At 37.0% G+C, this 6386-nt stretch carries 8 protein-coding genes and 1 pseudogene; 4 read left to right on the top strand and 5 right to left on the bottom strand.

Going from position 1 to position 6386, the window contains the following annotated elements; all coding sequences use genetic code 11:
* Positions 1–200: transposase (locus tag BM122_RS11945; protein ID WP_143083420.1), on the bottom strand; the 200-nt coding region annotated here is incomplete at its 3' end.
* A gap of 525 nt (positions 201–725) precedes the next feature.
* Between BM122_RS11945 and BM122_RS11940 the strand changes: the two genes are divergently transcribed.
* Positions 726–1010 carry a helix-turn-helix domain-containing protein gene (locus BM122_RS11940; protein WP_046851711.1) on the top strand — a complete coding sequence of 95 codons (285 nt, stop codon included), beginning with the start codon at positions 726–728 and terminating at the stop codon, positions 1008–1010.
* Between the two features lie 65 nt (positions 1011–1075).
* On the opposite strand, the gene BM122_RS11935 is transcribed toward BM122_RS11940, so the two are convergent.
* Positions 1076–1879 carry a radical SAM protein gene (locus BM122_RS11935; protein ID WP_074905764.1) on the bottom strand — a complete coding sequence of 268 codons (804 nt, stop codon included), beginning with the start codon at positions 1877–1879 and terminating at the stop codon, positions 1076–1078.
* 73 nt (positions 1880–1952) lie between these two features.
* On the opposite strand from BM122_RS11935, the gene queD reads away from it, so the two are divergent.
* Both queD and BM122_RS11925 read left to right on the top strand, forming a co-directional pair.
* A complete protein-coding gene (gene queD / locus BM122_RS11930) occupies positions 1953–2420 on the top strand; it encodes a 6-carboxytetrahydropterin synthase QueD (protein ID WP_074905763.1) in 468 nt (155 codons plus the stop codon).
* A 26-nt stretch (positions 2421–2446) separates the two neighbouring features.
* The gene (locus BM122_RS11925) at positions 2447–3211 is read left to right on the top strand and encodes a TatD family hydrolase (protein ID WP_074905762.1); all 765 of its coding nucleotides are present in this window, start codon (positions 2447–2449) and stop codon (positions 3209–3211) included.
* 342 nt (positions 3212–3553) lie between these two features.
* Here BM122_RS11925 and ygfZ read toward each other — a convergent pair whose 3' ends face one another.
* On the bottom strand, positions 3554–4603 hold the full coding sequence (gene ygfZ / locus BM122_RS11920) for a CAF17-like 4Fe-4S cluster assembly/insertion protein YgfZ (protein WP_074905761.1): 1050 nt from the start codon (positions 4601–4603) through the stop codon (positions 3554–3556).
* A gap of 43 nt (positions 4604–4646) precedes the next feature.
* Here ygfZ and BM122_RS26075 point away from each other — a divergent pair, with 43 nt between their 5' ends.
* The gene (locus BM122_RS26075; RefSeq protein ID WP_074905760.1) at positions 4647–5081 is read left to right on the top strand and encodes a protein YgfX; all 435 of its coding nucleotides are present in this window, start codon (positions 4647–4649) and stop codon (positions 5079–5081) included.
* Between the two features lie 59 nt (positions 5082–5140).
* On the opposite strand, the gene BM122_RS25170 is transcribed toward BM122_RS26075, so the two are convergent.
* Both BM122_RS25170 and lpxK read right to left on the bottom strand, forming a co-directional pair.
* Entirely contained in the window at positions 5141–5320 is a 180-nt protein-coding gene (locus BM122_RS25170; protein WP_256212028.1) for a Trm112 family protein, read from the bottom strand.
* 24 nt (positions 5321–5344) lie between these two features.
* Positions 5345–6334 (bottom strand): annotated as a pseudogene (lpxK, locus tag BM122_RS11910) (tetraacyldisaccharide 4'-kinase); the annotation flags it as partial.
* Between the last annotated feature and the right edge of the window lie 52 nt (positions 6335–6386).

Below are 6386 nucleotides of genomic sequence, written 5' to 3'. Positions count from 1 at the left end.
GACCAGGCATTGAATCTTTTATAGATGGAATTCCAGCAGCCGAACACCTTGGGCAGGTCGCGCCACGGACAGCCAACCCGCATTCGATACAGTATGCCTTCTACCGTCATGCGCAGATTGCGCTTGTTATAAATCGCTTCTTGAAGCAGAATTTTCTCCAGCTTCGACCAGTACTCATCATTGAGCATTATTCGGGGCATCGCAAACTCGTTTTGTTGGTGGTGTAGGAACCCCAATATTACGAGTTTGTTTCTATCTATGAAATACTTATCTTAAAACGTCAACAGACCCTAGAGTCTACTCAAAAAGTATTTCTCATAATCGTTTAAAATTCATACTTCATAATATATTGTATTATAATAAATATTATTAATAACATGCGATTTAATCAAAATTGATCGAACTTAGGTAAGTTTGAGTTCAAATCAAATGCAAGGACTTCTGCATAATTTATTCAAAAAATTCCACTTAAGCATTGATGCACACAATGTTTTTAAAAAGTAATTTCATATATTTTTAGTTAGCTCTAAATATGCGAATCAATTGCATTCTTGCCTCTTGTTCTTAAGGCATTAGTAATGCAGAGATTGCTCGACATATATATATTTAGACTGGGGGGAATTATTGCATTCTTTCATTAGGAGGATTTTTTAAATGATATGGGAACGAAAAATAGATCTTTTAGTCTATTTTTTTGTAAACTTTATGACATTCGAAAAAAAAGAATGAAACTATTTAAAAAAATACCTAACCCAAGGGAAATTCGGCAGAAGCTTGGTCTTAATCAACAAGAATTCTGGAATAAGGTAGGTGTAACCCAAAGTGGCGGTTCACGTTACGAGAGTGGACGAGAAATACCAAAAGCTGTCAGGGAATTGGTACGGTTAGTTCATATTGATCGGATTGATTTGACCAAAATCAAACGAGACGATCTGATTGTGGCTGCAATGCTAAAAGCACAGTACCCTGATCTGTATAAAAGCTTGAAAAAATCAGCAAAGTTGAAATAATTCCAGAAATTCCCTTTTAATAAATCAGTCAATTTGTGTGGTATTGACTGATTTATGGATTATGACTATGCATGAACCTTTACCGCAAGCCCAAGCGTTTTAATTCTTGCGGCAAATGATTCTATCCATGCCACCGAAACTTTTGAGAGTCGAGGTGCCTCAGGTTGCAGAGAGGGACGCGCTAATCCATAAAGCAATATTCCCTGTAATGATATCCCTTCTTGTTTTACCTTATAGAGAAATTCAAGATAAGCGTTGATTTCTCTCTCAGCAGGAGGCTTTCCATCTATTTCAAGCACACACGTTTGCACCCAGGTAGGGCATAATGATGCTGCTATTTTTAAGTTGGCATGCATTTTCTTTAGGCTCATGCGGGTATTATTGATACGCATTCTGCCTTCTTGCGTCACGCTATCTAACTTGAACCATATCTCACCATTTAGCTTCGCCATATGGCTAAGCCCTCGCTGGACATGAGCTCGATCAACCAAACTGCCATTGGTAATCAGAACTAATTTGAGTTCTTCTGGTAAGGGAAAATCATGTTTAACCAGCTCAATCAAACTGATGACTTGCTCGAACTCTTTTGCGCTCGTGGGTTCTCCATTCCCTGACAAGGCGATATCATTGATACGCCTGGCTAGTTGTGGCACCTTATCCAGCATAAAGCGTCCATAAAACAATTCATGAAGAAAAGTGCGTAATTCTTGTTCCAGCTTGACTAAATCAATTATTGGTGCAGAACCACGTTTGAGATTGGGTACTTGGCAATAAATACATCGCCAATTACAGGCATTATTAGGATTCAGATTGATTCCTATTGATACGCCAGAAGCTCGACGTGAGATAACAGGATAAACATAGGTCATGCTAATGCTATCTCGGCTATGATCTGAAACGCTTAATAGTTTAGGAATAGGCTGCAATGGTATAATCCATCAAATGTTGATTACGCGAAGATTAGAATTTGATGCTGGCCATCGTATTTCCACTCATAACAGTCAGTGCCGCCATTTGCACGGCCACCGTTATGTGATAGAAATTACTTTATCAGGCAATATTATTTCTGACGAGGGCGTGGCAGAACAAGGCATGGTTATGGATTTCTCTGAAATTAAACGAATAGCGAAAGATGTCCTGGTCGATAAATGGGATCATGCTTTTCTCGCATATGCCGGCGATACTCTTGTAGTTGAGTTTTTGCAATCACTGAAAGATCATAAAACAGTTATTTTAGATACGCAACCGACGGCAGAAAACTTAGCAATTAAAGCCTTTCATATATTAGATGTTGCATTTCAAGATACTTATGGAAATCGGCTCGCATTGGAACAGGTTCGATTGTATGAAACCCCTAACTGCTGGGCGGATGCCAGAAGAGAAACTGTTAATAATACCAATAATCCATAATAATTTGAACCGAATAATTTATTATCATGTTTGTTGATTCCCACTGCCACTTGGATTTCCCTGATCTTGCCAATAATCTTGATGAGATTCTTGGCAATATGCAACAAAATAATGTTACCCACGCATTATGTGTTAGTGTTAATTTGGAAAATTTCCCTCGTGTGCGAGCTTTGGCGGAATCACATGACAATCTTTTTGCCTCTGTGGGTGTACACCCTGATTATGAAAACTTAATCGAACCAGATGCTCCTCAATTAGCGAACCTTGCTAATCATCCTAAAGTTGTTGCGATTGGAGAAACGGGACTGGATTATTTTCGCCTTAAAGGAGATCTGGAATGGCAAAGAGAACGCTTCCGTCAGCATATTCAAGCTGCCAAGCAATGCAGTAAACCTCTTATCATTCATACCCGAGCGGCAGCGGCTGATACGCTACGTATCATGGCTGAAGAAGGGGCAGATAGTATAGGGGGGGTGATGCATTGTTTTACCGAAAGCTGGGAAGTTGCCCAACAGGCAATTGAAATGAATTTTTATATTTCGTTTTCTGGCATTATTACTTTTAAAAATGCTACGCTTGTTAAAGATGTCGCTCGAAAAATTCCTCTTGATCGCATTCTGATTGAAACAGATTCTCCTTATCTTGCTCCAGTTCCCTATCGTGGAAAGACTAATCAACCTGCTTTCGTACGCTATATTGCTGAGGAGATTGCTAAGTTGCGGGAGGTGAGTCTGACGGAAATCGCGGCAATCACCACTAATAATTTCTTTAGTTTATTTAAGATAGCTTAAGATAGGATGCTTTCTGAATAAATATCAACCAGTTACTGTATTCTTTATTTTGATAAAAATATTCCTGACTATCAATGCAATTACTGGCATTTAACTTTAGGGCACCTCTAAAAATCCATATTTCGTCACAATACGTCGTTGTTGACAAAAAATGTTTCCTTATTCCATTTTTAAATCTAAAGTGTATTTATTGAATTTTTATCGATGTAATTTCAATTACTTGACATAATTAATAATTATCTTTTGATTTAGAAATGGAATTACATATCTATCATATGCTGCGTCAACATTTTTTGTTCTCGCCTTGTCTTGTTTAAAACTCTGAATTTTTAGAGGTGCCCTTTATTGAGGTAAAAGATAAGGCAGAGAAAAAATCTGTAATACAGGACCTTCCAGACGCTTCCAAAATATTTTACCTGATGCAACACTATTGGTTTGAATGACAGCGAGTGCATCAAAACCACCTTCAGGGGAGGGTGCGGCATTAACTATCATACCGCATGACTGTTCTGGCAATTCAGCGCTAAATAACTGATCACCAGCCATGACTGGTTGGGATGAAGCAATGTTGACCAAATACATGCGACGCTTTAATTTGCCAAGATATTGTGTTCTTGCAATAATTTCCTGTCCTGGATAGCATCCTTTCTGGAAACCAACCCCTCCCGTAATATCCAGATTCACCATTTGAGGAATAAATTGCTCTTGGGTTATGGGTAAAATAACTGGAATGCCAGCTCTAATTTCCAACCAATCCCAGCAGATAGTGCCAACTGGTAATGCCTGTAAAGCTAAATGTGGCCATATCATGACCGCATGATCTAGCGTTGTGATAATTTCATAGCGATTGGTATCTCGGCATAAAATACTTCCTTGCGCAGAATGGACTATTCCAAGCGGTGAGATAGGGAGGGCTGTGTTGTGGAATACTTCTTCAATTAACGATTTCGCTTTATTTCCTGCGATACCAATACGTATCATAGAATCGCTGCTGTCGTTTAATCGCACCTTGGCGCGCAGTATGTACATTAACAGGCGTTTAGAAACAGCTTCAAGCAGAGTGGAAGGTAATTGCATGAAATATCCATTGTGGTCTGCTTGTGACCAAATTATAAAATTTGCTAGTATTCGACCTTTAGGGGTGCAATAGCTACCATATTGGGCAATCTGATGATTGACTTTTCTCAAATCACAGGTTAGCTGTCCTTGTAAGAAAGTTAATACTTCTTCTCCTGAGAAATGAATTAGACCAAAATGAGAGAGATCAACCAGAATGGTATCAGTTTGAGCATTTTTGATCTCTATAGCATTATCTTCTCTGAAATGTATAACTTGCCCTTTTTCAATAGTAGCATGGTGTTCTTGTAAAAAAGTCTGCCAAACAGGATTCATAAGGATTTATCTGATCAGAGAAAACGATTAATGATTTTTATTTATGCCAGAATTAACCATTCATCTTAAATCATCAAGACAATATACCTTCTTGTTATGCATTGCACATTTTGCAGTTGCTTGTATTTTATGGAAGATGGATTGGTCGATATTCATTAAATTAATAGGGGCTATTTTACTCGCTATAAGCTTATGCTTATACTTGCGCTATCATGCGTTACTTCTTTCATCTCAATCAATTGTATCTTTACATTTTTCAGAAGATGGATTTACTTGCACAGCACAAACTCAATCTAATGAGCATATTACATTTATTATTAAGAGCGATACTTTCGTCACACCCTATTTGACTGTATTGTGTATGAAATCTCCATATTCGGTTTTTTCTCGTAATATCGTCATTTTTCCAGACAGTATCAATGTTGATAAATTTCGACAATTACGAATATGGTTAAGATGGAAATGGAGAAGGAAATAAATTGATCGCTTTAATTAAAAGCAGAAAAAAATTATTTTTGATTTTCAGAATTAAGAAAGTTAAATTTCTTCTTCTGCAGGGAGTCTTCGAGCTTCTTCTTCTAGCATGACTGGGATACCGTCTCTGATTGGAAAAGCTAAGCGATCAGGTTTACAAATTAATTCTCTTTCATTTTTCTTATAAATTAAAGGGCCTTTACACAATGGACATACTAGGATATCTAAAAGTTTTGCGTCCATAAATTTTTCTCTTAATTTTTTTAAAATAATTTCTCGTAATCCAATGTCTATTGCTATTTCTTCATGCAGTACCCAAAATTTTTCATTGGCTTGATCCAAACATTTTACAGCATCCTCTTCTCTCAAAAGAATAATTTCAGCATCAGGAAGCTGTAAATTTTTTTCAATAAATGGGTCAATATTGATAATTGAATGAGACTTTACATTTAATTTCAGATATCTTAGTTGCTCTAAAAAATCATGAGAATGATTGATATCCGTAATAACATGAATAGATTTACCCTTAAATGTAGAAATTTCGGAATGAACATTCGAGTCAAGCAAATTAATGAAATATTCATTTCCTGGCCTCATATGAAATGTTTTAATCTCATTTCCGACATTATTTATGGATAGCCTACTGCTTTTTTCATTCATCACTACTGCATCTACTTTGTTTAGATACGATAAACTATCACGTAAAGGCCCGGCCGGTAAAATTAAGCCATTACCGAAACTCAGTTTACTCTGATCAAGTACAATAATCTCCAAATCTCGCTGCAATCGGAGATCCTGTAAACCATCATCACAAATGAGTACATTACATTCAGGATGAGCTGTAAGTAGGGCCTGCGCAACCTTTACGCGATCATGACCAATCCATATTGGGCAAATATTTCTACTTAGATAAGCCATCAGTAAGGATTTATTTCCTACAATACCAGGTTTACTCGAGAGCGTAACGGCAAGGGGCGATCCATAATTTTCAGAATAGCCGCGACTAATGATACCAGGGTTTAATCCGAAAGCTTTTAAAAGATGAATTAACCAAATGATGAGAGATGTCTTACCAGCATCATTAACAGTAATACTGTCAACAATAATTATGGGCGCAGGTGTCTTAACCGAATGCAATATACCAAGCCGATATAATAATCGCTTAAATACTAATAACAGTCTAAAAATTAAACTAAATGGCCAAAGAATTATATGAAGAGGTGTAATTCGATGCCAATATAGTTCAGACCAATTCATTAGTTGTATGTTTCTTTAGAAATAAACAATATCGTTGCAAAATATTAATGGG

Origin of the sequence: Nitrosomonas communis, assembly GCF_900114745.1 — a bacterium.
Lineage (GTDB): Bacteria > Pseudomonadota > Gammaproteobacteria > Burkholderiales > Nitrosomonadaceae > Nitrosomonas > Nitrosomonas communis_A.
This window is presented reverse-complemented; position numbering and strand designations above follow the sequence as displayed.